Annotated in this window: 20 protein-coding genes; 2 read left to right on the forward strand and 18 right to left on the reverse strand. The window is 70.1% G+C overall.

What is annotated here, in order from left to right; translation table 11 throughout:
* The first annotated feature begins 44 nt into the window (after positions 1 to 44).
* On the forward strand, positions 45 to 1,175 hold the full coding sequence (locus ACIOKD_RS08530) for a mechanosensitive ion channel family protein (protein ID WP_402080048.1): 1,131 nt from the start codon (positions 45 to 47) through the stop codon (positions 1,173 to 1,175).
* Positions 1,176 to 1,411: 236 nt separating this feature from the next.
* On the opposite strand, the gene ACIOKD_RS08535 is transcribed toward ACIOKD_RS08530, so the two are convergent.
* The 5 genes from ACIOKD_RS08535 to ACIOKD_RS08555 form a co-directional block, all read right to left on the reverse strand.
* Positions 1,412 to 2,998, reverse strand: coding sequence for a Na+/H+ antiporter (locus ACIOKD_RS08535; RefSeq protein ID WP_402080051.1), 1,587 nt, complete (start codon positions 2,996 to 2,998; stop codon positions 1,412 to 1,414).
* Between the two features lie 206 nt (positions 2,999 to 3,204).
* Entirely contained in the window at positions 3,205 to 3,687 is a 483-nt protein-coding gene (locus ACIOKD_RS08540) for a GNAT family N-acetyltransferase (RefSeq protein WP_402080054.1), read from the reverse strand.
* Positions 3,684 to 4,628 (reverse strand): RluA family pseudouridine synthase, encoded by a 945-nt coding sequence (locus ACIOKD_RS08545; protein WP_402080056.1) that lies wholly within the window; start codon positions 4,626 to 4,628, stop codon positions 3,684 to 3,686. Before ACIOKD_RS08545 ends, ACIOKD_RS08540 begins: the two co-directional genes overlap by 4 nt.
* A gap of 81 nt (positions 4,629 to 4,709) precedes the next feature.
* Complete coding sequence (gene lspA, locus ACIOKD_RS08550) at positions 4,710 to 5,315, reverse strand: signal peptidase II (protein WP_402080059.1); 606 nt, start codon at positions 5,313 to 5,315, stop codon at positions 4,710 to 4,712.
* A 114-nt stretch (positions 5,316 to 5,429) separates the two neighbouring features.
* Positions 5,430 to 6,452: a TraR/DksA C4-type zinc finger protein gene (locus tag ACIOKD_RS08555; RefSeq protein ID WP_402080061.1), complete on the reverse strand. Its 1,023-nt coding sequence runs from the start codon at positions 6,450 to 6,452 to the stop codon at positions 5,430 to 5,432.
* Positions 6,453 to 7,063: 611 nt separating this feature from the next.
* Between ACIOKD_RS08555 and ileS the strand changes: the two genes are divergently transcribed.
* On the forward strand, positions 7,064 to 10,237 hold the full coding sequence (gene ileS / locus ACIOKD_RS08560; RefSeq protein ID WP_402080064.1) for an isoleucine--tRNA ligase: 3,174 nt from the start codon (positions 7,064 to 7,066) through the stop codon (positions 10,235 to 10,237).
* 182 nt (positions 10,238 to 10,419) lie between these two features.
* Here ileS and ACIOKD_RS08565 read toward each other — a convergent pair whose 3' ends face one another.
* From ACIOKD_RS08565 to ACIOKD_RS08625, 13 genes are all read right to left on the reverse strand, one after another.
* Positions 10,420 to 11,655 carry a DivIVA domain-containing protein gene (locus ACIOKD_RS08565; RefSeq protein WP_402080066.1) on the reverse strand — a complete coding sequence of 412 codons (1,236 nt, stop codon included), beginning with the start codon at positions 11,653 to 11,655 and terminating at the stop codon, positions 10,420 to 10,422.
* A 55-nt stretch (positions 11,656 to 11,710) separates the two neighbouring features.
* The gene (locus ACIOKD_RS08570) at positions 11,711 to 11,995 is read right to left on the reverse strand and encodes a YggT family protein (RefSeq protein ID WP_107017493.1); all 285 of its coding nucleotides are present in this window, start codon (positions 11,993 to 11,995) and stop codon (positions 11,711 to 11,713) included.
* Positions 11,996 to 12,045: 50 nt separating this feature from the next.
* Entirely contained in the window at positions 12,046 to 12,687 is a 642-nt protein-coding gene (sepF, locus tag ACIOKD_RS08575; protein ID WP_387327388.1) for a cell division protein SepF, read from the reverse strand.
* 127 nt (positions 12,688 to 12,814) lie between these two features.
* The gene (locus ACIOKD_RS08580; RefSeq protein WP_402080069.1) at positions 12,815 to 13,549 is read right to left on the reverse strand and encodes a YggS family pyridoxal phosphate-dependent enzyme; all 735 of its coding nucleotides are present in this window, start codon (positions 13,547 to 13,549) and stop codon (positions 12,815 to 12,817) included.
* Between the two features lie 6 nt (positions 13,550 to 13,555).
* Positions 13,556 to 14,263: a peptidoglycan editing factor PgeF gene (gene pgeF / locus ACIOKD_RS08585; RefSeq protein ID WP_402080691.1), complete on the reverse strand. Its 708-nt coding sequence runs from the start codon at positions 14,261 to 14,263 to the stop codon at positions 13,556 to 13,558.
* Positions 14,264 to 14,289: 26 nt separating this feature from the next.
* Positions 14,290 to 15,486: a cell division protein FtsZ gene (ftsZ, locus tag ACIOKD_RS08590; RefSeq protein ID WP_107017489.1), complete on the reverse strand. Its 1,197-nt coding sequence runs from the start codon at positions 15,484 to 15,486 to the stop codon at positions 14,290 to 14,292.
* 275 nt (positions 15,487 to 15,761) lie between these two features.
* Complete coding sequence (locus tag ACIOKD_RS08595) at positions 15,762 to 16,565, reverse strand: cell division protein FtsQ/DivIB (RefSeq protein WP_402080072.1); 804 nt, start codon at positions 16,563 to 16,565, stop codon at positions 15,762 to 15,764.
* Positions 16,566 to 16,588: 23 nt separating this feature from the next.
* Positions 16,589 to 17,677 (reverse strand): undecaprenyldiphospho-muramoylpentapeptide beta-N-acetylglucosaminyltransferase, encoded by a 1,089-nt coding sequence (murG, locus tag ACIOKD_RS08600; RefSeq protein WP_402080074.1) that lies wholly within the window; start codon positions 17,675 to 17,677, stop codon positions 16,589 to 16,591.
* A gap of 6 nt (positions 17,678 to 17,683) precedes the next feature.
* Positions 17,684 to 19,042, reverse strand: coding sequence for a putative lipid II flippase FtsW (ftsW, locus tag ACIOKD_RS08605; RefSeq protein ID WP_402080076.1), 1,359 nt, complete (start codon positions 19,040 to 19,042; stop codon positions 17,684 to 17,686).
* Positions 19,043 to 19,204: 162 nt separating this feature from the next.
* A complete protein-coding gene (murD, locus tag ACIOKD_RS08610; protein ID WP_402080078.1) occupies positions 19,205 to 20,662 on the reverse strand; it encodes a UDP-N-acetylmuramoyl-L-alanine--D-glutamate ligase in 1,458 nt (485 codons plus the stop codon).
* Entirely contained in the window at positions 20,644 to 21,717 is a 1,074-nt protein-coding gene (gene mraY / locus ACIOKD_RS08615; RefSeq protein WP_307541337.1) for a phospho-N-acetylmuramoyl-pentapeptide-transferase, read from the reverse strand. The genes murD and mraY overlap by 19 nt, the downstream gene beginning before the upstream one ends.
* Positions 21,714 to 23,117 (reverse strand): UDP-N-acetylmuramoyl-tripeptide--D-alanyl-D-alanine ligase, encoded by a 1,404-nt coding sequence (gene murF, locus ACIOKD_RS08620; protein WP_402080080.1) that lies wholly within the window; start codon positions 23,115 to 23,117, stop codon positions 21,714 to 21,716. Before murF ends, mraY begins: the two co-directional genes overlap by 4 nt.
* Positions 23,118 to 23,121: 4 nt before the next feature.
* Complete coding sequence (locus ACIOKD_RS08625; protein WP_402080083.1) at positions 23,122 to 24,798, reverse strand: UDP-N-acetylmuramoyl-L-alanyl-D-glutamate--2,6-diaminopimelate ligase; 1,677 nt, start codon at positions 24,796 to 24,798, stop codon at positions 23,122 to 23,124.
* Between the last annotated feature and the right edge of the window lie 4 nt (positions 24,799 to 24,802).

Here is a 24,802-nt window from a genome sequence, read left to right on the forward strand (position 1 = left end):
GGGCACAGGTTAGTGACCCCGGTGGGCCGGTTACGGTCGAAGGCATGGAGAACGTGCTTCGCCCGCTGATCGTGATCGGCGGCTCGCTCGTGGTGACGCTGCTCGTCGGCTGGCTGGTCGACCTGCTGCTGCGACGCGCCGATCAACGCCACCACCAGGTCCCGCTGTGGGGCCTGCTGCGCCGCTGCCGTCTTCCGCTGCAGTTCGCCATGTGCGCCGCGATGCTGAGAGGGCTCTACGACCAGGCGGACATCGCGGCCGAGCACTCCTCGGGGATCGGCCAGGTCCTGACCCTGGTCCTCATCGGTTCCACCGCCTGGCTCATGGTGCGGATCGCCACGGCGATCGTCGAGTCCTCGTACTCCCGTTACGCGCACGCCCACCGCGATCCGGCCAGGGTCCGCCGGGTCCGTACGCAGGTGACGCTGATCCAGCGTGTCGTCTCCGCGATCGTCGGTGTGGTGGCGGTCGCCGCCATGCTGCTGACGTTCCCGGCGATGCGCGCGGCCGGCGCCTCGCTGCTCGCCTCGGCCGGCATCCTCGGCATCGTCGCCGGTGTGGCCGCGCAGTCCACACTCGCCAACATGTTCGCCGGACTGCAGATCGCCTTCGGCGACATGGTGCGGCTCGGGGACACGGTGGTGGTGAACGGGGAGTGGGGCACGGTCGACGAGATCACGCTCACCTTCCTGACCGTACGCACCTGGGACGAGCGCCGGTTCACGATGCCGGTCTCGTACTTCACCTCGCAGCCGTTCGAGAACTGGTCCCGCGGCGGGGTGCAGATGACCGGGACGGTCTTCTTCCACCTGGACCACAGCGCGCCCGTCGAGGAGATGCGCAACAAGCTCCGGGACATCCTCCGCGAGTGCTCCGCCTGGGACGGCCGCGACTACGGCCTCGCCGTGACCGACTCCACACCCAGCACGATGGAGGTACGCGCGCTGGTCACCGCGAAGGACGCGGACGACGTCTGGACGGTCCGGGTCACCGTCCGCGAACAGATGCTGCGCTGGCTGACCGTCCACCACCCGTACGCCCTGCCCCGCGTCAACACGGCCGACGCGATCCTGCCCCGGGGCACCATCCCGCACCCGAACGGCACCGAACCCCACCGCCCCCGCACGTCGACCCGAAGCCGAGCGACAGAACCTCCCCGCACAGGCCGAGGCTGACCCACCCGACGCAGTTCCCCACGCCCCCACTACCAAGGGACGCGGGGAACGGCGCAATCTTTTGCCTGTCAGGGGCGCGGGGAACTGCGCAATCTTTCGCCCTCCAGGGGCGCGGGGAACGGCGCAATCTTTCGTCTTCTGGGGGCGCGGGGAACGGCGCAATCTTTAAAGGGGCGCGGGGAACGGCGCGACAAGCCCCCACCGGACCCGCACCCGCCCCCAACCCCCGCAAGCCCCTACTTCAAACTACGCACATCCAGATGCCGCAGAACCCGGTCGACCACCTCCGGATTCGCCCCCGGCTCACTGCGCGCGGCCAACACCTCATGCCGAGCGGCGGACAGCATCTCCCCCTGAATCCGCCGCACCAGCCTGATCCGCCGAGCCCGCTGCTCATGCGCCTCCCGCCGCTCGTCCTCCCCCAGGTCGGGACTGATCCGGTACCCGATGTCGAACGCCCGCCGCAGCAACTGCTCGGTGAGTTCGTCGGACAGATCCTCCGTCTCCCCCAGCTCCCGCAACCGCAGCTTCGCCGCCTTGGCCGCCCGCACGGCAAGCGTCTTCTCGAACTCCTTCTCCCGGTCGGTGTCGGCCTGCACACCGAGCCTGCGCACCAGCCACGGCAGACTCAGCCCCTGCAGCACGAGCGTGGCCATGATCACCCCGAACGCGACGAAGATCATCTCGTCGCGGTTGGGGAACGGCTCCCCGTTCTCCATCTCCAGCGGAATGGCCAGCGCCAGCGCGACGGAGGCCACCCCGCGCATCCCGGCCCACCACATGACGACGGTCTCCCGCCAGGTCGTCGGGATGTCCTCGTCGAGATCCCGCTTCGCGTGCAGCCGCTTGGTCAGCCAGGTGGCGGGCAGCAGCCACACCAGGCGTACGAGCACCACGACCCCCACGATCGCGGCGGCCCAGCCGAGCAGCTCCCCCCAGCGTCCCGACGCCGTGCGGATCGCGTTGTGCAGCTCCAGTCCGATGAGCCCGAAGGCCACTCCGGTGACCAGCGTGTCGACGATGTTCCAGAAGGTGTGCCCGGCCAGCCTCGTCATGACGTCGTCGGCGTCGTTGGCGTACTCCGCCAGGAACAGCGCGGTGGTGAGCACCGCCAGCACTCCGGACCCGTGCAGCTCCTCCGCGAGCACGTACGAGGCGTACGGCACGAGCAGGGTCAGACTGATCTGCAGCGTCGGGTCCCCGAGGGAGTCCATCAGCCGGTTCGCGGCCCAGCCGAGCCCGAGTCCCACGGCGACCGCGACGACGGCGGACAGCAGGAAGTCGAGTGCCGCGCCCTGCAACGAGAAGGAGCCGCTGATCGCGGCGGCGATGGCCACGTGGTAGAGCACGATGGCCGTCACGTCGTTGAAAAGACCCTCGCCCTCCAGGATCGACACCAGGCGGCGCGGCAGGCCGAGCTGTCCCGCGACGGCGGTCGCCGCGACCGGGTCGGGCGGCGCCACCAGCGCGCCGAGCGCCACGGCGGCGGCGATCGGCAGGCCGGGCACGATCGAGTGGGCGACCGCGGCGACCACGGCGGTGGTGACGAACACCAGGGCCACGGCGAGCAGGAAGATCGGCCGTTTGTTGGCGGTGAACTGCCGCCAGGAGGTGCGCCGTACGGCTGCGTAGAGCAGTGGCGGAAGCAGCGCGGGCAGGATCAGGTCGGGCGGGATGTCCACGTTCGGTACGAAGTCGAGGACGGCCAGCACGATCCCGAGCAGGGTCATCAGCACCGGCGAGGGAAGTCCGAAGCGGTCCCCCAGCGGAACGCTGACGACGGCCCCGAGCAACAGCACGAACAACAGGGCCAGCTGGTCCACGTTCAGGGCTCCAGGGGTCTAGACATTGAAAACAGGCCAGACCCCAAGCGTGCCACCGCACGCAGTTTCCACACGCAGACGCACCAGGAGACGCCCTTCAGGGGCGCGGAGAACCGCGCGACAAGCCCTCACGGCCCTCACCGGCCCGGTACCCGAAGAACAACCCGAGCCCACCCGAGCCCACCCGAACGCACCCGAACGCACGCCTAAAGAGAGCGCCGCATCGCCCGATGCGAAATCCCGGCATCGGGAAACTCGGGCCCGTAGGCCACGTACCCCAACCGCTCATAAAACCCCAGCGCGTGCGTCTGCGCGTGCAGGTCGACCGCCGTCAGCCCACGCGCGCGTGCAGCGTCCTCGATCCCCCGCACCAGCGCGACCCCGACTCCCAGCCCCCGTGCGGCCCGCACGACGGCGAGCCGCCCCAGCGAGCCGACACCGGCCACGCCGCCGGTCTTCGCGACCGCCGCCTCGCCGTGCAGCAGCCGTCCCGCGCCGAGCGGCAGCCCGTCCTCGCCCACGGCGACCACATGTACGGCACCGGCGTCGTACGCGTCGTACTCCAGGTCCTCGGGGACCTGCTGCTCGACGACGAAGACCTCCTTGCGCACCGCGAAGCAGGCCGCACGGTCGGCGAGATCCTCGGCGACCCGCACCACGTAGGGCGGCGGGCCCGACGACGGGCTCATGCGTTGCTTTCCTCCCGCACGCGGTCCAGCGCCTGCTGCAGGTCGTCGGCGTAGCCGGCCTCGAACTCGACCCACTGCCCGTCCCCGGGGTGCTCGAATCCGAGCCGTACCGCCTGCAGCCACTGCCGGGTGAGCCCGAGCCGCTTGGCGAACGTCGGGTCGGCGCCGTACGTCAGGTCGCCGACGCAGGGGTGCCGGTGGGCCGACATGTGGACGCGGATCTGGTGCGTACGCCCGGTCTCCAGCTTGATGTCGAGCAGTGAGGCCGAGCGGAACGCCTCGATCAGGTCGTAGTGGGTCACGGAGTCCTTGCCCTCGGCCGTGACCGCCCACTTGTAGTCGTGGTTCGGGTGCCGGCCGATGGGCGCGTCGATGGTCCCGCTGGTCGGGTCGGGGTGGCCCTGAACGAGCGCGTGGTAGCGCTTGTCGACCGTGCGCTCCTTGAACTGGCGCTTGAGCGACGTGTACGCGTACTCCGACTTGGCCACCACCATCAGGCCCGAGGTGCCCACGTCGAGGCGGTGCACGATGCCCTGGCGCTCGGCGGCGCCCGACGTCGAGATCCGGTACCCGGCCGCGGCGAGGCCGCCGATCACGGTCGGGCCCGACCAGCCGGGGCTGGGATGCGCGGCGACACCGACCGGCTTGACGATCACGACCACGTCGTCGTCGTCGTGCACGATCTCCATGCCCTCGACGGGTTCGGCGACGATCTGCACGGGCGCGGCCGCCTGTGGCATCTCGACTTCCATCCAGGCGCCGCCGTGCACCCTCTCGGACTTCCCGACCACCGAGCCGTCGACCGTGACCTTCCCCGCCGCGGCGAGCTCGGCGGCCTTCGTACGGGAGAAGCCGAACATGCGGGAGATGGCGGCGTCGACACGCTCGCCCTCCAGGCCGTCGGGCACGGGCAGGGTACGGATATCGGGAACGGTACTCACCCGTCGAGTATGCCGGACGGGTGAGACGCCGGCTCACGGCAGCCCGCGCGCCCGGCTCCCGCGGGCCGTACCGCGGCCTGCTCAGTCCCTGTGGACGGTGCCGTCCGGGTCCAGGCCCCGGAAGGACAGCAGCACGATGAGGATGCCGCCGCAGACGATCGCGGAGTCGGCGAGGTTGAAGACCGCGAAGTGCTTGGGGGCGATGAAGTCGACGACCGCGCCCTCCAGGACACCCGGTGCACGGAAGATCCGGTCGGTGAGGTTGCCGAGCGCGCCGCCGAGCAGCAGACCGAGCGCGATCGCCCAGGGCAGGCTGTAGAGCTTGCGGGCGAGCCGGGCGATCACCACGATCACGGCGGCGGCGATCAACGTGAAGATGATCGTGAAGGCCTCGCCGAAACCGAAGGCCGCCCCGGCGTTGCGGATCGCCTCGAACCTCAGCCAGTCCCCGACGATCTCGATCGGCTCGTGGTGCTCCAGCTTCGCGACCACGATCAGCTTGCTGATCAGGTCCAGCGCGTACGCCAGGGCTGCGACGGTGAAGAGCACGGCGATCCGGCGCCTGCCCCTCGGCGCCGCAACCTCGTCCGAGGTCGCCCCGCTGTCGGGCTGCTCCGGCTCGGCCCCCGCCGCGCCCGGGGTATCCGGCGTATCCGGCGTACCGATGATGCGCTCCGCCTCTGCCACGTGAGTAAGTCCCTCGACCTAGGTGCCTGACTGAGCACGAGGGTACGGCACGGTCCGCCGCGGTCAGGTGCCCAGGAGGCACACCGGGCGGATCGTTGTTCGATCAGCGGGACGTCAGTAGCGGCGCTCCTGTTTCTGCTTGCACTCGACGCACAGCGTGGCCCGCGGGAAGGCCTGCATACGAGCTTTCCCGATGGCGTTGCCGCAGTTCTCACAGAGCCCGTACGTACCCGTGTCCAGGCGCTCCAGGGCACGCTCGGTCTGTTCCAGCATCTCCCGCGCGTTGGCCGCGAGGGCCATCTCGCTCTCACGCGTGATGTTCTTGGTGCCGGTGTCCGCCTGGTCGTCGCCCGCCCCGTCCCCGGAGTCGCGCATCAGCCCCGCCAGGGACTCCTCGGAGTGCGTGATCTCGGCCCGCAGCCGCAGGGATTCGGAGAGCAGCTCCTCGCGCGCCTCCGCGGCCTCCTGGGGCGTCCACGGATCCTCGCCGGGGCGTACCGCGAGCTCGCCGGGTTCCGCCGCGGCCACCCGCGCCTTGGGAACCGCGGTGGGCTTGTCCGCCGCCGCGGCCGTGCCAGAGGTCTTCTTCGCAACCACCGTCGTGGCTCCCGTCGTCTCGGCGGCCTGTGCCGCTGCTCCGTCGGCCGCGGAAGCGACCGCCTTCTTGGCCGTGCGTGTGCCCTTCCCGGCGGCCGCCTTCCGGGGCGCCCGCTTCACCGGCGCGGCGGACTTCCCGGCCGTCTTCCCCGCCTTCGCGGAGACCGGCCGTGTACCGGCGGTCTTGGCGGGTGCCGTCCCCCCGACGGCCTGCTTCGCAGAAACCGCCATCTCCTCGGAGACCCCCGTCCTGGCCGAAGCCGTCTTCGCGGCCACCGTCTTCGCGGTAGCCGGCTTCGTAGCGGCCGTTTTCGTACGAGGCTTCTTCGTAGGGGCCGTTTTCGCAGGGACCGTCTCCGTGGAGGCCGTCCCGCTGCTCGTCCCGCTGCTCGTCCCGGAGGCAGTTCTGCTCGCGTCGGCGGTCTTCCCGGTGGCGCTCCTCCTGCCGCTGACACCCTCGGCAGCCGCCCCGGAGTCACCGGCCGCCCCCATGGATCTGCCGGACGCCGACTGCTGTACGGCGGTCTTCTTCGCCACCATGGCCGCGGCCCCTTCACATTCTGTGACCTTGCACGCGAATCGTGCTGGGACGATAAATCGACTTGAGTCCCGCGGCAACGGGGCACGCCGCCCGATCCGCCCGCCCCGCGCCCGCCGCGCGGCGGGTCTGCAAGCGTTGTGCCCAGCTCCCCGCCGGGTAATCCGCCGCGCCGGCCGTCCCGGGACGTGAACACCGGCGCCTCGGCATTCGGGTCAGTGCCCACCGCTTCCGCGCGGCGCCGCCCCTCTCCCGCGGGCCCGGCAGAACCGGTCGGCCGTTGTCGGCCCGGCGCCGTACACTGGGCGCAGCGAGAAGCGTGGATGGGGACGAGTAGCGGCGTAAAGCGGCCAGGAGCGACCCGGGGACGGTGTGAGCCCGGGGGCGAGCGCGACGCGAAGATCACCCCGGAGCCGCCGGAAGAAAGCCGCAGCGAGTCCGCAGCGGCCGGTAGAACCGGTATCGCGACCCCAATGAGGGGGCTCACCGACGTGCGGAAAGCGGCGGAGGGCCAAGGAGGGTGGTACCGCGGGAGCGCGCCGCACACGGCGCAGGTGACAGCCCAGCTCTCGTCCCTCCGGACGGAAGGCAGAAGTCCGCCGGAGGAAGTTCGTTGGATACGCAGCCGAGTACACAGCCGCAGTACCGCCAGGTGCCGGCCCAGATCGACCTGCCCGCTCTTGAGCACGCCGTGCTCGACTTCTGGAGCGAGCAGAAGATCTTCGCCAAGACCCTGGAGCAGTCCGAGGGCCGCCCGGAGTGGGTGTTCTACGAAGGCCCGCCCACGGCCAACGGCATGCCGGGCGCCCACCACATCGAGGCCCGTGTCTTCAAGGACGTCTTCCCGCGCTTCCGCACCATGCGCGGCTACCACGTGGGCCGCAAGGCCGGGTGGGACTGCCACGGCCTCCCGGTGGAGCTGGCGGTCGAGAAGGAGCTGGGCTTCAACGGCAAGAAGGACATCGAGGCGTACGGCATCGCCGAGTTCAACACCAGGTGCCGTGAGTCCGTGACCCGCCACACCGACGCGTTCGAAGAGCTCACGACCCGCATGGGCTACTGGACCGACCTGAACGACCCGTACCGGACGATGGACCCGGAGTACATCGACTCCGTCTGGTGGTCGCTCAAGGAGATCTTCAACAAGGGTCTGCTGACCCAGGACCACCGCGTCGCCCCCTGGTGCCCGCGCTGTGGCACGGGCCTGTCCGACCACGAGCTGGCGCAGGGCTACGAGACGGTCGTCGACCCCTCGGTGTTCGTCCGTTTCCCGCTCACCTCCGGTCCGCTCGCGGGCGAGGCCGCGCTCCTGGTGTGGACGACGACCCCGTGGACCCTGGTGTCCAACACGGCGGTCGCCGCGCACCCCGACGTGACGTACGTGGTCGCGACGGACGGCCGGGAGAAGCTCGTCGTCGCCGAGCCGCTCGTCGGAAAGGCCCTCGGCGAGGGCTGGAAGACCACCGGACAGTCCTTCACGGGCGCCGAGATGGAGCGCTGGACGTATCAGCGTCCCTTCGAGCTCGTCGAGTTTCCGAAGGACGAGCCCGCCCACTACGTGGTCAACGCGGAGTATGTGACGACCGAGGACGGTACGGGTCTGGTCCACCAGTCCCCCGCCTTCGGCGCGGACGACCTCTTGGTCTGCCGCGAGTACGGGCTGCCGGTCGTGAACCCCGTGCGCCCCGACGGCACCTTCGAGGAGGACGTCCCCCTCGTGGGCGGTGTCTTCTTCAAGAAGGCCGACGAAAAGCTCACGGAGGACCTCCAGAACCGCGGGCTGCTCTTCAAGCACATCCCGTACGAGCACAGCTACCCGCACTGCTGGCGCTGCCACACCGCGCTCCTCTACTACGCGCAGCCGTCCTGGTACGTCCGCACCACGGCGATCAAGGACCGGCTCCTCCAGGAGAACGAGAAGACCAACTGGTTCCCGGACTCGGTCAAGAACGGCCGCTACGGGGACTGGCTGAACAACAACATCGACTGGGCCCTGTCCCGCAACCGCTACTGGGGCACCCCGCTGCCGATCTGGCGCTGCGAGGACGACCACCTCACCGTCGTCGGCTCCCGCGCGGAGCTGACCGAGCTGACCGGCACCGACCAGTCGGGGCTGGACCCGCACCGCCCGTTCATCGACGAGGTCACCTTCGCCTGCCCCCAGTGCGAGAAGACCGGGCGCGAGAAGACGGCCACGCGCGTGCCGGAGGTCATCGACGCCTGGTACGACTCGGGTTCGATGCCGTTCGCGCAGTGGGGCTACCCGTACAAGAACAAGGAACTCTTCGAGCGCCGCTACCCGGCGCAGTTCATCTCGGAGGCCATCGACCAGACGCGTGGGTGGTTCTACACGCTGATGGCCATCGGCACGCTGGTCTTCGACAGGTCCAGTTACGAGAACGTGGTCTGCCTCGGCCACATCCTCGCCGAGGACGGCCGCAAGATGTCCAAGCACCTGGGCAACATCCTGCAGCCGATCCCGCTGATGGACCAGCACGGCGCGGACGCCGTGCGGTGGTTCATGGCGGCCGGCGGCTCCCCCTGGGCGGCCCGCCGCGTCGGCCACGGCACCATCCAGGAGGTCGTCCGCAAGACGCTCCTCACGTACTGGAACACGGTCGCCTTCCAGGCCCTGTACGCGCGCACGGCGGGCTGGGCGCCCAGCGGGGCCGACCCGGCCCCGGCGGACCGCCCGGTCCTCGACCGCTGGCTCCTGTCCGAACTCCACGCGCTCACCGACCAGGTGACGCAGGCTCTGGAGTCCTACGACACCCAGCGGGCCGGCAAGCTGCTCTCGGCCTTCGTCGACGACCTGTCGAACTGGTACGTACGCCGTTCCCGTCGCCGCTTCTGGCAGGGCGACAAGGCGGCGCTGCGCACCCTCCACGAGGTCGTCGAGACGGTCACGCGGCTGATGGCCCCGCTGACCCCGTTCATCACCGAGCGGGTCTGGCAGGACCTCGTGGTGCCGGTGTCCGCCGACGCCCCGGAGTCCGTGCACCTGTCGACCTGGCCGGAGGCGGACCTGTCCGTCATCGACCCGGAGCTGTCGAAGCAGATGGTGCTCGTACGCCGTCTCGTGGAGCTGGGCCGTGCCACGCGCGCGGAGTCGGGTGTCAAGACCCGCCAGCCGCTGTCCCGCGCGCTGGTCGCGGCGACCGGCTTCGGCTCCCTCGACCGTGAGCTGCACGCGCAGATCACCGAGGAGCTGAACGTGAGCTCGCTCGCGTCGCTGTCCGAGGTGGGCGGTTCGCTGGTCGACACGACGGCGAAGGCGAACTTCCGGGCGCTCGGCAAGCGGTTCGGCAAGGGCGTCCAGGCGGTGGCGAAGGCCGTCGCCGAGGCCGACGCCGCGGCACTGTCCCTGGCCCTGCGCGAGGGCACGGCGTCGGTGGAGGTCGACGGCGAGACCGTCACGCTCGCTCCGGACGAGGTCATCATCACGGAGACCCCGCGCGAGGGCTGGTCCGTCGCCTCGGACTCCGGTGCCACGGTCGCGCTCGACCTGGAGCTGACGGAGGAGCTGCGGCAGGCCGGCCTGGCCCGGGACGCCATCCGTCTGATCCAGGAGGCCCGCAAGAACAGCGGCCTCGACGTGGCCGACCGGATCGCCCTGCGCTGGACGTCCACGGACCCGAAGGTCATCGCGGCGCTCACCGAGCACTCCGCCCTGATCTCGGACGAGGTGTTGGCGACGGCCTTCGCCCAGGGAGAGGCGGACGACACGTACGGCACCCCGTTCACGGACGAACCGCTGTCCCTGGTGTTCCGCCTCCGCAAGGCATAACCCCACCCCCACCCCCACCCCGAGCACCGCGAAGGCCCCGGTCCACCAGAACCTCTGGTGGACCGGGGCCTTCGCCGCCTCCCCCCGGACGCAGAAAAAAGACGGCAGAAAAGGGCGGAGCCCCCGGATATCCGGGGGCTCCGCCCTGAACGCTGCCGACGCCTACGGCGTGCGGGAGGCCGTCAGTTGTCGTCCTCGTCGATCAGGAAGCCACGCATCGGCGAAGGCGCCTGCTGCATGGGCGAGGGCCCCTGCGGCCGGACCGGCGCCATCGGCTGGGTCATGGCCGGCGACATCTGCTGCTGGCCACCGTAGGACTGCGCACCGGGACCGGGGCCGCCCATCGGGTTGCCACCGTAGGACGGCGCGCTCGCCCCGGCCGGAGCCATGGACGGGCTCGGCGACGACGGAAGCGAGGCGGTCGCCGGGGTACGCGGCGGAGCCAGCGAGTCGTCGGCCTGGGTCTCCAGCTGACGCAGCTGCGACTCCAGGTAGGACTTCAGACGCGTACGGTACTCGCGCTCGAAGCCTCGCAGGTCCTCGACCTTGCGCTCCAGCGTGGCGCGGGCGGACTCCAAGGAGCCCATCGCGACGCGGTGCTTCTCCTGCGCGTCCCGCTCCAGGGCGTCGGCCTTGGCACGGGCGTCGCGCTCCAGACCCTCGGCGCGGCTGCGGGCCTCACCGACGATCTTGTTGGCCTCGGAACGGGCCTCGGCGATCGCCTGGTCGGCGGTCTGCTGGGCCAGCGAGAGCACTCGGGCGGCGCTGTCGCCACCGGGGCCCTGACCGGGCTGTCCCATCTGCGGGCCGTGCCCGCCCATCGGACCACCCATGGGACCGCCCATCGGGCCGCCCATCTGCTGGGGCATCTGCTGCTGCATCTGACCCTGCATGGGGCCGCCCTGGCCCATCTGGCCCTGACCCATGGGGCCCTGGCCCATCGGACCCTGACCCATGGGGCCCTGGCCCATCTGGCCCTGACCCATGGGGCCGCCCTGGCCCATCTGGCCGGGACCCTGCTGACCACCCTGGGCGCTGGGGCCCGCGGGCAGCTGCGGTGCGCCGCTCGGCAGCTGGGGCGGGCCACCCATGGGGCCACCCATCTGCTGCTGCGGCGGGCCCGATATGCCGGCGGGTACGGGAGCGCCCGGACCGCCGCGCATGCCCTGCGGCGGACCCTGCTGTTGCTGCGGATCCTGCTGTTCGGGCGGCTTGCGCATGCCCTGTTGCTGGTTCTGCGCGGCGGCGCGTGTGGCGGCGGCCAGCTTGGCGCGCAGGTCTTCGTTCTCGCGGAGCAGGCGGGTCAGTTCGGCTTCGACCTCATCGAGGAAGGCATCGACCTCGTCCTCGTCATAGCCTTCTCGGAGGCGGACGGTCGTGAACTGCTTGTTCCGCACGTCCTCGGGGGTCAACGGCATCTCTTCACCTCAACGTAGTCGTCGGCATCGTCGGCGTTCGGCAAGACCGTATCGTTCACAGCCGGCTCACAACGGAGATCAGGATGTAGACGATGATCATCAGTACGAAGAAGGACAGGTCGAGCGCCACGCCCCCGAGACGTAGCGGCGGAATGAACCGCCGCAGAAGCTTGAGCGGTGGATCAGTGACAGTGTAGGTCGCCTCAAGGACGACCACCATCGCCTTGCCGGGTTGCCATGAGCGGGCGAACTGGAACACGTAGTCCATGACCAACCGGAAGATCAGCACGATGAGGAAACACATCAGCACGACGTAGAGAACCTGCCCGACCACGCTCATGATTCCGTGCGTCCCTCTCCCCTGTTTTCCTGCTGCTCCGGTCCTGCGTCTCAGCTCTGGTTGAAGAACCCGCCCTCTGCGATGCGAGCCTTGTCCTCCGCCGTGACATCGACGTTAGCAGGCGACAACAGGAACACCTTCTGCGTCACCCGCTCGATGCTCCCGTGGAGACCAAACACCAAACCGGCCGCAAAGTCGACAAGTCGCTTCGCGTCCGTGTCATCCATCTCGGTCAGATTCATGATCACCGGGGTGCCCTCACGGAAGTGTTCCCCGATGGTACGGGCCTCGTTGTAGGTCCGGGGGTGCAGCGTGGTGATCCTGTACGGCTCTCGTTCCGACACGACCTTGGGCATGATCACCGGTGCGTTCTTCTCCAGGCTTTGACGTTCTTGTGTGATGGATGCCACGGGGGCGATGCGGGCCGGGCGACCGGATTCCGCGCCCAGCGAAGCGGAATGGGACACGGGCTCGCGCTGCACCGGTGGATGCACCACTCGTACCGGTTCATCCCTTTGGGACTGGTGTGGCTGGTGCGATTGATGCGACGGCTCATGCCGTCGGCGGTCCCGCTCGGGCTCCGGATCAAGCTCGGGCTCGAAGTCGTCATCGGGGTCGAAGCCCCTGCCGTCGTACCCATCGTCCTCCACGAGGCCGAGGTAGACCGCCATCTTGCGCATCGCGCCGGCCATGCTCTGAGTCCTCCGCTCTGTGGTGGATCGGCTGACTGTTGCCAAGCGCCCGCGATCCACGAGGTCGTCTGCCCGCCAGCGGCGGTAATGACCATATTTTCTGCTGTGGTCCGACTTCTTGGCGACGTTACCCGAGCCTGGGGCGGACGCCGAGTACCGCGGTGCCGACGCGTACATGTGTCGCTCCGGCCGTCACCGCGTGTTCGAGGTCCGCACTCATCCCTGCCGAGACCATGTTCGCAGCCGGATGGACGCGGCGCAGGTCAGTCGACAAATCCATCAGGCGCTCGAACGCCGCCTGTTCACGCCCCGCGTACGGGCCGGTGAGCGGAGCGACGGTCATCAGTCCGTCGAGTCTCAGCCCCGGGGCACGGGCGACGAGTTCGCCCAACTCCCCGACACCTTCGACCCCTACACCACCGCGCTCCCCCAGTCCACCCTTTCCCGTCGCGGACTGCTCCGCGTCGAGCGCAACCTGGATGAGGCAGCCCACCTCGCGTTCCGTCCGCACCGCTTCCTTGGACAGGGCGGTGACGAGCCTGGCCCGGTCGACCGACTGCACGACATCGGCGTAACCAACCACGGAACGCACCTTGTTGGTCTGCAACTGGCCCACGAAGTGCCAGGAAAGGGGCAGATCAGAACAGGCCGCGGCCTTGGGCGCCGCGTCCTGGTCACGGTTCTCGGCGACGTGCCGCACACCGAGTTCCGACAGGATCCGCACATCCTCGGCGGGGTAGGTCTTGGTGACCACGATCAGGGTCACCTCTTCACGCTTGCGTCCGGCCGCCGCACAGGCGGCGGCGATACGCTCCTCCACGTCCGCCAGATTCCCGGCGAGTTCGGTCCTGCGGTCCGTCATGCCCGATCAGTCCAGCCACACATAGCCCGCGAGCCGGCCGGTGATGCCGTCCCGACGGTACGAGAAATGGTCGTCCGACTCGATCGTGCAGACCGGCGACTGCTCCCGGTCGCGCACCCCGAGCCGCTCCAGCTGTGCGTGCACCCCGGCCGTCACGTCGACCGCCGGCGTACCCCACGTGGTCTCGGTGTACGCCGCGGGCTCGACGGCCGCGACCTCGGCCCGCATCGCGTCCGGCACCTCGTAGCACCGGCCGCAGACGGCGGGGCCGGTGCGGGCGACGATCCGGGCCGCTTCGGCGCCGAGTCCCACCATGGCCTCGACCGCGGCGGGTACGACCCCGGCGACCATGCCCGGCCGTCCCGCGTGGGCGGCCGCCACGACCCCGGCGACGGGGTCCGCGAGCAGCACGGGGGTGCAGTCCGCGGTGAGCACGGCGAGGGCGAGGCCCCGGCGGGCGGTGACGACGGCGTCGACCTCCGGCACCGGGCGCTCGCCCCAGGGCTCGTCGACCACGGCCACGTCGGGTCCGTGGACCTGGTTCATCCAGACGACCCGCGCCGGGTCGAGACCGAGCGACTTGGCCGCCAGTTCACGATTGGTCCGTACGGATCCGAAGTCGTCGCCGACCGCCCCGCCGAGATTGAGCTCTTCGTACGGAACGGCGCTCACCCCGCCCCACCGGTCGGTGAAGGCGAAGTGCGCGCCGCTCACGGTGCTCACCGAGGAGCGCCGTCCTATCACTTGAGGAAGTCCGGCACGTCCAGCTCCTCGGCCGCGCTGTCGGAGTAGGTCCGCGACGGCGGGACCGGCGGGGAGACGGGCGGCAGTTCGTTGCTCGCCGGCTCCGGCGCGGGCTCCGGCGCCTCCTTGGGCGTGACACTGCCGAGCGAGCCGAAGGACGGACGGCTGTCGCCCGCCCGTACCGGGGCGGGCTCGTCGCGCTTGGCGGAGGACGAGCCGAGCACGGTGTCCCGCTTGGACGGGGGCTGCCCGCCGTCGAAGCCGGCCGCGATGACGGTGACCCGTACCTCGTCGCCGAGCGCGTCGTCGATGACCGCGCCGAAGATGATGTTGGCCTCGGGGTGCGCGGCCTCGCTCACCAGCTGGGCGGCCTCGTTGATCTCGAACAGGCCGAGGTCCGAACCGCCGGAGATCGAGAGCAGTACGCCCCGGGCACCGTCGATGGAGGCCTCCAGGAGCGGCGAGGAGATCGCCATCTCGGCAGCCGCCACCGCGCGGTCGTCGCCGCGGGCCGAGCCGATCCCCATGAGGGCCGAACCGGCCTCGGACATCACGGACTTGACGTCGGCGAAGTCGAGGTTGATCAGACCGGGTGTGGTGATGAGGTCGGTGATGCCCTGAACACCGGAGAGCAGGACCTGGTCCGCCGACTTGAACGCGTCGAGGACCGAGACCTGGCGGTCCGAGATGGACAGCAGCCGGTCGTTCGGGATGACGATGAGGGTGTCGACCTCTTCGCGGAGTTCCGCGATGCCGTCCTCGGCCTGGTTGGCGCGGCGCCGGCCCTCGAAGGTGAAGGGGCGGGTGACCACGCCGATGGTGAGTGCGCCGAGCGAGCGGGCGATGTTGGCCACCACCGGCGCGCCGCCGGTGCCGGTGCCACCACCCTCGCCGGCCGTCACGAAGACCATGTCGGCCCCCTTGAGGACCTCCTCGATCTCCTCGCGGTGGTCCTCCGCCGCCTTGCGGCCGACGGCCGGGTTGGCTCCGGCGCCGAGTCCGCGGGTGAGTTCTCGGCCGACGTCGAGTTTGACGTCGGCGTCGCTCATCAACAGCGCCTGGGCGTCCGTGTTGATGGCGATGAACTCGACGCCCTTGAGACCGACCTCGATCATCCGGTTGATGGCATTGACACCACCGCCGCCGACACCGATGACTTTGATGACTGCGAGGTAGTTCTGCGGTGCTGCCACGTCGAAGGCCTCTCGCCTCGAGTTACGTGTCGTCGCCTCGCACGGTCGCGATCCGACGACTGATGCCGAATGGGACGGTCCGAACGCCGACCCGAACCCTAACGCTGAAGTTTAGGGTTACCAGTGTGTCTGTTCCTTGGACTCTTCCGAACAGGACACTAAGTCGACAAGTGGCGCACGTTCAACGAACACGCCGAACCTCCCGTTTTTCTTTTCACCCTATGTGATCAGCCATGTCGCTGCCCAACCAGGGTGCTGGCCTGCGCAGATGTGCGTCAACTCCCTGATGACGCAGGGGCGGTGGGAACACTTACGTCGAAGTGTCCCGCCTCGGGAGCGGCTTTCATGAGAGCGATGAGCGTATGCGCCTTGGCGCGGCCCTTCTCACCACTGCCCCAGTCGACGGTGCGGTCGCCGCTCAACTCCAGCGTGATGGAGTCGTACGAACGGACCTTGACGACCTGGGTGGCGCGGGCGACCGCGGCCGGAAGGGAACCGGCCACGAGCACCGCCTCGCGCACCAGCCGGCCGGTGCCGAAGCGGCGCAGGCCCGCGGAGTGTGACGCCGTCAATTCCAGTACCGGAACGTCCTGCGGGGCACGTGAAACCGTGGCATATCGCACACCCTCGACGTCCACTTCGACGAACTTTCCGCCCTTTTCGACAATCAGGACCGGCCTACGCTCAGTTACTTTCAGCCCGATTCCGTGGGGCCACGAACGGACGACGTCAACCGAGTCGATTCGGGGCAATTTCCGGAGCAGTCTTGCCTCGATCACATCGGTGTCGACTGAGATCAACGGCGATCCGACCGGGACACCGGCCGCCTCGACGACCTGTCCGGCCGTCAGGACCCGCGTCCCGGTGGCCGATACCCGCTCCACGCGCGTCCACTGCGAGCCGTAGAGGACCCAGACCCCGCCCGCGGCGAGCAGGGCCAGACAGACCATCACAACAATGAGCGTACGAGGCTTCGACAGCCTCTTCAGCCTCTTGAGGAGAGGCTGCCGGGGCGGGCCGGAGTCCGGATCCTGTCGGGCTTGCCGTTCGCCGCGTTCGGCGGTGGTCGGTCCGGCCACGCTCCCCTGCCTTCTGCCACGCGCTAGCGGCGTGACGCGATCGCCTCGTACACCATCCCGACGAGCAGGTCGTCGGCGTCCCTGCGGCCGAACTCGGAGGCCGCGCGGGACATCTCGAACAGCCGGTGCGGATCGGCGAGCACGGGCAGGACATTGCCCTGGATCCACTGCGGCGTCAGTTCCGCGTCGTCGACCAGCAGTCCGCCGCCGGCCTTGACCACCGGCTGGGCGTTCAGCCGCTGTTCGCCGTTGCCGATGGGCAGCGGGACGTAGACGGCGGGCAGCCCGACGGCGGAGAGTTCGGCGACGGTCATCGCACCCGCACGGCAGAGCATCATGTCGGCCGCCGCGTACGCGAGGTCCATCCGGTCCACGTACGGTACCGGGATGTAAGGGGGCATCCCCGGCATCTGGTGGACCTGCGGCAGTTCGTTCTTCGGGCCGACCGCGTGCAGGATCTGGATGCCGGCCTGCTGGAGGTACGGGGCGGTCTGCTCGATCACCTGGTTGAGGCGGCGGGCGCCCTGCGAGCCGCCGGAGACCAGCAGCGTCGGCAGGGAGGGGTCGAGCCCGAACGCGGCGCGGGCCTCGGGGCGCACGGCGGCCCGGTCCAGCGTGGCGATGGAGCGGCGCAGCGGGATGCCGATGTAGCGGGCGCCCCGCAGCTTGCTGTCCGGAGTGGAGACGGCGACCTGGGCCGCGTACCGGGAACCGATCTTGTTGGCGAGTCCCGGCCGGGCGTTGGCCTCATGGACGACGATCGGCACGCCGAGGCGCTTGGCCGCGAGATAGCCGGGCAGGGCGACATAGCCGCCGAAGCCGACGACGGCGTCCGCCTTGACGCGCTCCAGGATCTGCTCGGCCGCCTTGATCGTGCCGCGCAGCCGTCCGGGGACGGTGATCAGCTCGGGGGTGGGCTTGCGCGGCAGCGGTACCGCGGGGATCAGCCCGAGTTCGTAGCCCCGTTCTGGTACGAGTCGGGTCTCAAGTCCGCGCTCCGTGCCCAGGGCCGTGATTCCCACGGTCGGGTCCTGCCTGCGCAGGGCGTCCGCGAGGGCGAGCGCGGGCTCGATGTGTCCGGCGGTCCCCCCGCCGGCGAGTACGACATGCACCGAAATTCACCGCTCTCCGGACGAACGCGCCGAGGCGCGCCGTCGCATCGTGTTCCACTTCCGAGGCCCCCGGACTGCGGAGCCTCTCACCGCGGCCCGCTTTCTGCCAAAGCGGGGTTGCCGCATCGCGAGTGCCGTCCGCGCAGCGGGATCCTCACGCGCGAAGGCGATCAGGAGCCCGATGGCGAACATGGTCGGCAACAGGGCGGAACCCCCGTAGGAGAACAGCGGGAGCGGGACTCCGGCGATCGGCAGCAGACCGAGCACCGCACCGATGTTGATCACGGCCTGAGCCGTGATCCAGGTGGTCACGCCACCCGCGGCGTACCTCACGAAGGGGTCCTCCGTGCGTCCGGCCACGCGGATACCCGCATAGCCTAGGGCCGCGAAGAGCGCGAGTACCGACAGAGTGCCCGCCAGACCGAGTTCCTCACCTGTGATGGCGAAGATGAAGTCGGTGTGGGCCTCGGGGAGTTGACCCCATTTCTCCACACTCGCCCCGAGGCCGGAGCCGAAGAGGCCGCCGGAGGCGAGGGCGTAGATGCCGTGCACGGCCTGCCAGCAGGAGTCGCCGGGGCCCGGTTCGGTGGCGCCGAGACAGGCGAGGCGGGCCATGCGGTTGGGGCTGGTCCTGATGAGGATGAAGCCGAGGGTCAGCGCGATGGCGAGTACGCCTCCGAAGAGCCGGGTCGGCGCCCCCGCGAGCCACAGCAGGCCGAAGAGGATCGCGGTGAGGATGATCGCCGTGCCCATGTCGCCGCCGAGCATGATCAGCCCGAGCAGCATGAAGGCCACGGGTACCAGCGGCACCAGCATGTGCTTCCACTGGGTCAGCAGCCGCTTGTCCTGTTTGCGGGCGAGCAGGTCGGCCCCCCACAGGACGAGGGCGAGCTTGGCGAACTCGCTGGGCTGGAGCTGGAAGGGGCCGCCGACCGAGATCCAGTTCTGGTTGCCGTTGACCGCGACTCCTATCCCCGGCACCTGGACGAGGATCATCAGGAAGACCGAGCCCGCCAGCATCGGGTACGCCAGCGCCCGGTGCAGCTTGGACGGCATCCGGGAGGCGGCCAGCATCAAGAGCCCGCCGAGCACGGCCGCGAGGAACTGCTTGCGGAAGAAGTAGCTTCCCGGCAGCGACAGCTGGAGCGCGGTGATCTGGGAGGCGGAGTACACCATCACCAGACCGAGCACGGTGATCAGCAGGCTGCCGCCGAGGATCAGGTAGTACGCCGTCAGCGGCCGGTCCCAGGCACGGCGTGCGCGGGCGTACAGGCGGCCTACGGGGTTGTCGCGCGGGGGGCGGGGGGTGGAGGGCCGCCGGGGGGCCCGCTGGACGGGAGGACGCCCTGTACGGCTAGTGGGCACGACGGGCTCCCCTCGGGGCGGGAGGGCGCGTGGCCGCGGGACGGCGGGCGGGGCCGCACGGCGCGGTGCCACCGGCAGAGGGCTTTCGGTCCACCGAACACGATGGCGTCACGTGTAGCTCCCAAGGATCCCGGGCGCCCGGGCCGGCCCAGGGGCCTGCCGTCAGGCGCCCGCGGCGCCGAGTTCGCGGACCGCTTCCGCGAACATGTCACCGCGCTGGTTGTAGTTGGCGAACATGTCCATGGAAGCGCAGGCCGGTGCCAGGAGCACCGTGTCGCCGGCGCGGGCGAGTCGTGCCGCCTCCTGGACCGCCGCGGGCATCGCACCAGTGTCGGTCCGGTCGAGGTCGACCACCGGTACTTCGGGCGCGTGTCGCGCGAGGGCTTCACGGATGAGCGCCCGGTCCGCGCCGAAGAGCACGACGCCCCGCAGCCGCTTCACCGACCGGACGACGAGTTCGTCGAAGGTCGCGCCCTTGGCGAGGCCGCCCGCGATCCACACGATCGACTCGTACGCGGCCAACGAGGCTTCCGCGGCATGCGTGTTGGTGGCCTTGGAGTCGTCGACGTAGGCGACGCCGTCCACATCGGCCACGTGCTCGATGCGGTGGGCGTCGGGACGGAAGGCCCTCAGGCCGTCCCTGACGGCCTTGGGGGGCACTCCGAAGGCGCGGGCCAGGGCCGCCGCCGCGAGGGCGTTGGCGATGTTGTGCGGGGCGGGCGGGTCGACGTCCGCGATCTCCGCGAGTTCCTGGGCCTGCTTGTGCCGGTCCTCGACGAAGGCGCGGTCGACCAGGATGCCGTCCACGACGCCGAGTTGGGAGGGACCTGGGGCGCCGAGCGTGAAGCCGACGGCCCGGCAGCCCTCCTCGACGTCCGCCGCGCGCACCAGGCCCTCGGTGGCCCTGTCGGCCACGTTGTAGACGCATGCCACCTGATTGCCCTCGTAGACGCGGCCCTTGTCGGCGGCGTACGCCTCCATGGAGCCGTGCCAGTCGAGGTGGTCGGGGGCGAGGTTCAGGACGGCCGCGGAGTGGGCGCGCAGGGAGGGCGCCCAGTGCAGCTGATAGCTGGACAGCTCGACGGCGAGCACGTCGAGATCGGCGTACGCGTCGTCGTCGCCCAGCACCACGTCGACGATCGGCGTACCGATGTTGCCCACCGCGGCCGTACGCAGGCCCGCGGCGGTCAGGATCGAGGCGAGCATCCGGGTCGTGGTGGTCTTGCCGTTGGTGCCGGTGACGGCCAGCCAGGGGGTGGCCCTGCGGCCGTCGTGACCGCGCAGGCGCCAGGCGATCTCGACGTCGCCCACGACGTCCACGCCCGCCTCCACGGCGGCCAGGAAGAGAGGGCTGCCGGGCTTCCAGCCGGGAGAGGTGACCACCAGGTCGGTGCCCTCGGGCAGCGTGTCGGCGTCCGCGAGTCGTACCGCGATGCCCTGCTGTTCGAGGGGGACGGCCCGCTCCCGGTGCGCCGGGGAGTCGCCCCCGTCGACGACCGTGACCGACGCGCCGAGGCCGGCCAGGGCGCGGGCGGCGCTGATGCCGCTCACGCCGAGACCGGCGACGGTGATGTTCATGCCCTGCCAGGCGGAAGCGGTGGTCACTTCTTGGCTGCCCATCCCGCGTAGAAGAGGCCGAGTCCGACGATGACGCACATGCCCTGGATGATCCAGAAGCGGACCACCACAAGGACTTCGGACCACCCCTTGAGTTCGAAGTGGTGCTGGAGCGGCGCCATGCGGAAGACGCGTTTGCCGGTCAGCTTGAAGGAGCCGACCTGGATGACCACCGACATGGTGATGAGGACGAAGAGGCCGCCGAGCAGGGCGACCAGAATCTCCGTGCGGGAGCAGATCGCGAGGCCGGCGAGTGCGCCGCCGAGGGCCAGCGAGCCGGTGTCACCCATGAAGATCTTGGCGGGCGAGGTGTTCCACCACAGGAAGCCGAAGCAGGAGCCCATGAGGGCGGCGGCGACGACCGCGAGGTCCAGTGGATCTCGTACCTCGTAGCAGGCGCCCGGGTTGGTGAGGGTCTGCGCGTTGGCGCAGGACTCCTGGAACTGCCAGACGCCGATGAACGTGTAGGCGCCGAACACCATGGTTGCGGCGCCGGTGGCCAGGCCGTCCAGACCGTCCGTCAGGTTCACGCCGTTCGACATCGCGAGGATCATGAACAGCGCCCAGACCACGAACAGCACCGGGCCGATGGACCAGCCGAAGTCCTGCACGAAGGAGAGCCTGGTGGAGGCCGGGGTGTTGTTGCGGTTGTCCGCGAACTGCAGCGCGAGGACCGCGAAGGCGATGCCGACGATCAGCTGGCCGGCCATCTTCGCCTTGGCCCGCAGACCGAGCGAACGCCGCTTGACGATCTTGATGTAGTCGTCCAGGAAACCGACCACGCCCATGCCTGTCATCAGGCCGAGCACCAGCAGTCCCGAGAACGTCGGCGGCTTCCCCGTGATCACCTTGCTGAGGAAGTACGCCAGCAGCGTGGCCAGGATGAAGGCGATACCACCCATGGTCGGCGTACCGCGCTTGGCATGGTGCTCGCGCGGGCCGTCGTCGCGGATGTACTGGCCGTAGCCCTTGCGGGCCAGCAGCTTGATCAGCAACGGAGTGCCGATCAGGGTCAGGAAGAGACCGATGACTCCCGCGAACAGGATCTGATTCATCATCGGACGGCGACCTCACCCTCGGTGCCCTCGACGAGCGCCTGCGCGACCCGTTCGAGACCGACCGACCGGGACGCCTTCACGAGTACGACGTCTCCCGGGCGCAGCTGACTGCGCAACAGGTCGACCGCCGACTGTGCGTCGGACACGTGCACCGACTCCTCACCCCACGAACCCTCGTTATATGCGCCCAGTTGCAGCCAGGACGCTTCCCTGCCCCCGACCGCGACGAGCTTGCTGACGTTGAGCCGGACGGCGAGCCGTCCGACCGCGTCGTGCTCGGCGAGCGCCTCGTCCCCGAGCTCGGCCATCTGACCGAGCACCGCCCAGGTCCGCCGCCCCTTGCCCATGGCCGCGAGCGCCCGCAGGGCGGCTCGCATGGACTCGGGGTTCGCGTTGTAGGCGTCGTTGACGACCGTCACGCCGTCCGGGCGCTCGGTGACCTCCATCCGCCAACGGGAGAGGGAGCCCGCCTCGGAGAGCGCGGTGGCGATCTCGTCTGCGGACATGCCCAGCTCATGGGCGACGGCGGCGGCGGCGAGCGCGTTCGACACGTGGTGCTCACCGTACAGGCGCATGGTCACTTCGCTGCACCCGGTGGGTGTGTGAAGCCTGAACGAGGGCTGTCCGTTCCCGGTGAGCCGTACGTTCTCGGCCCGTACGTCCGCTTCGCCGGACTCTCCGAAGAGGAGCACGCGTGCTTTCGTCCGCGAGGCCATGGCCCGTACGAGGGGGTCGTCGGCGTTCAGGACGGCGGTTCCGTCCTCCGGAAGACCCTCCACCAGCTCACCCTTGGCCTGGGCGATCTGCTCGCGGCCGCCGAACTCGCCGATGTGGGCGGTGCCGACGTTGAGGACGAGGCCGATCCTCGGGGGCGTCAGATCCGCGAGGTAGCGGATGTGGCCGATCCCGCGGGCGCCCATCTCCAGGACGAGGAAACGGGTTTCCTCGGTGGCGCCGAGCGCGGTGAGCGGCAGCCCGATCTCGTTGTTGAGCGAGCCGGGTGTGAAGACCGTCGGCGCCTTGGTGCGCAGCACCTGGGCGATCAGGTCCTTGGTGCTGGTCTTGCCCGCGGAGCCGGTGAGGGCCACGAGCGTCGCGCCGAGCCGTGCCACGACGTGGCGTGCGAGGGCGCCCAGCGCCAACAGGACGTCGTCCACGACGATCGCGGGCACTCCGACGGGCCGGGAGGCCAGGACGGCCACCGCGCCCGCCTCCACGACGTCCGCGGCGAAGTCGTGGCCGTCCACGCGCTCGCCCACGAAGGCGACGAAGAGACTGCCGGGCTCCACTTCCCTGGAGTCCCTGACGACCTGTCCGGTGACCTGGACCGACGTATCCGGTATGTCGTGGGTCTGCCCGCCGACGACTGAGGCGATCTCGGCGAGAGAGAGGGCGATCACAAGTTCATCCCTGGGTCTTCTGGATAGCTGCGCGGAGCACCTGGCGGTCGTCGAAGGGACGGATCACCCCGGCGATGTCCTGGCCCTGCTCATGGCCCTTGCCCGCGATCAGCACGGTGTCGCCCGGCTGTGCGCGGGCGACGGCCGCGGCGATGGCGGCGGCCCGGTCCTCGAAGACCTGGACCTCTCCGCGCTCGTGCGCCGGCACCTCGGCGGCGCCCGCGAGCATCGTGGCGAGGATGGCGAGGGGGTCCTCACCGCGGGGGTTGTCCGCGGTCAGCGTGGCGGTGTCGGAGAGCCGGACCGCGGCGGCGCCCATCGGCCTCCGCTTCGTCTTGTCCCGGTCGCCGCCGCAGCCGAGGACGATGTGCAGTTTGCCGTCGGTGACCTTGCGCAGCGCCTTCAGGACGGATTCGACGGCGTCCGTCTTGTGCGCGTAGTCGACGACCGCGAGGTAGGGCTGTCCGGCGTCCACGCGCTCCAGGCGGCCGGGCACGCCCGGTACGGCGGCGATGCCGTCGGCGGCGGTCTGCGGGTCGATACCGGCGGCGGCGAGGGCGACGATCGCGGCGAGCGTGTTGGCCACGTTGAAGGTGCCCGCGAGCGGCGACTTGGCGGTGATCCGTTCGCCCTTGGGACCGACCGCGACGAAGACCGAGTCCATCGGGCCGACCCGGACGTCCTCGGCGCGCCAGTCGGCGTCGGGATGCCCTTCCGCGGAGAACGTCACCACGGGGACGCCGGCCTCCTTGACGAGCCTGCGGCCGTATTCGTCGTCGAGGTTCACCACGCCGAGCCTGCTGCGCTCCGGCGTGAACAACCGCGCCTTGGCCTGGAAGTAGTCCTCCATGCCGGAGTGGAACTCCATGTGTTCCGGGCTGAGGTTGTTGAAGACCGCGATGTCGAAGACGCAGCCGTCGACCCGGCCGAGGACCAGGGCGTGGCTGGAGACCTCCATGACGACCGCCTCGACGCCGCGCTCGCGCATGACCGCGAACAGCGCCTGGAGGTCGGTGGCCTCGGGGGTGGTGCGCTCCGACTTGATGCGCTCCTCGCCGATGCGCATCTCCACGGTGCCGATCAGCCCGGTACTGCGGACGCCCTTGAGGCCGCCCTCGACGAGGTACGCCGTGGTGGTCTTGCCGGACGTGCCGGTGATGCCGATCTGCAGCAGGTCGGGGCCAGGGTGGCCGTAGATCGAGGCGGCCAGCTCGCCCATCGTGCCGCGCGGGTCGTCCACGACGAGGACCGGCAGGCCGGTGGCCCGGGCGCGGTCGGCTCCCGTCGGGTCGGTCAGCACGGCGACGGCGCCGAGGCCCGCGGCCTGCGTCACGAAGTCGGCGCCGTGCATCCGGGCGCCGGGCAGCGCGGCGTAGACGTCGCCCGGACGGACGGCGCGGGAGTCATGGGTGATGCCCGTGACCCCGGCGGCGCCCGCGGCGCTCTCTGGGTGGTCCGCACCCAGCTGACCGGCGAGCTCCGCGAGGGGTGTGGCGGGGTTCTGAACCGGTCGCGGCGGCCCCGGATATGTCACAGGGACGCCCTTCTGGGTGGTTTGGGACTGATCGGCGTGTGGCACGGCGGTGAGCGTACCGGGCACACCCCCGCCGGAGCGAAGCGAGGGGCGTGGCGGGGCGGGCGGCGAGCCGTCGCTGCCGGGGTCGGGAGTGATCGTTGTCACGAGC

The organism is Streptomyces sp. NPDC087844 (assembly GCF_044742785.1).
GTDB lineage: Bacteria > Actinomycetota > Actinomycetes > Streptomycetales > Streptomycetaceae > Streptomyces.